This window comes from Mesonia oceanica, assembly GCF_902499555.1.
GTDB classification, from domain to species: Bacteria; Bacteroidota; Bacteroidia; order Flavobacteriales; family Flavobacteriaceae; genus Mesonia; species Mesonia oceanica.
Map to the genome: position 1 here is coordinate 1 of NZ_CABVMM010000066.1, position 661 is coordinate 661.

At 57.5% G+C, this 661-nt stretch carries 1 protein-coding gene; it reads left to right on the forward strand.

The annotated features are described in order from the left end of the window. Nucleotides 1-661, forward strand: a 661-nt coding sequence (locus FVB9532_RS19330) for a CLIPPER-2 domain-containing protein (protein ID WP_150546819.1), incomplete at both ends; no start/stop codon positions are given.

Below are 661 nucleotides of genomic sequence, written 5' to 3' on the forward strand. Positions count from 1 at the left end.
GGCGAGACGATCGATTATACCTTTACGGTAGAGAACACGGGGAATGCGACGCTGACCAACATAACGGTCAGCGATACCCTGGTAACCGTGACGGGCGGCCCGATCAGTTTGGCCCCCGGCGCTGTGGACAACAGTAGCTTTACGGCGAGCTATACGCTCACCCAGTCCGATGTGGACAACGGGAAGGTGACCAACCAGGCCACGGCCACGGGGACCTATACCGATGGCAACGGTAATGCGCAGACCACCGAGGACCTTTCCGATAATGATAGCAATATAGGGGACGATGTGACCGAGACCCTGTTTACCCAGAACCCGGCCATTGCGCTGATCAAGACGGGGACCTTCAACGATGCGAACGGTGACGGCTTTGCCCAGGTTGGCGAGACGATCGATTATACCTTTACGGTAGAGAACACGGGGAATGCGACGCTGACCAACATAACGGTCAGCGATACCCTGGTAACCGTGACGGGCGGCCCGATCAGTTTGGCCCCCGGCGCTGTGGACAACAGTAGCTTTACGGCGAGCTATACGCTCACCCAGTCCGATGTGGACAACGGGAAGGTGACCAACCAGGCCACGGCCACGGGGACCTATACCGATGGCAACGGTAATGCGCAGACCACCGAGGACCTTTCCGATAATGATAGCAATATAG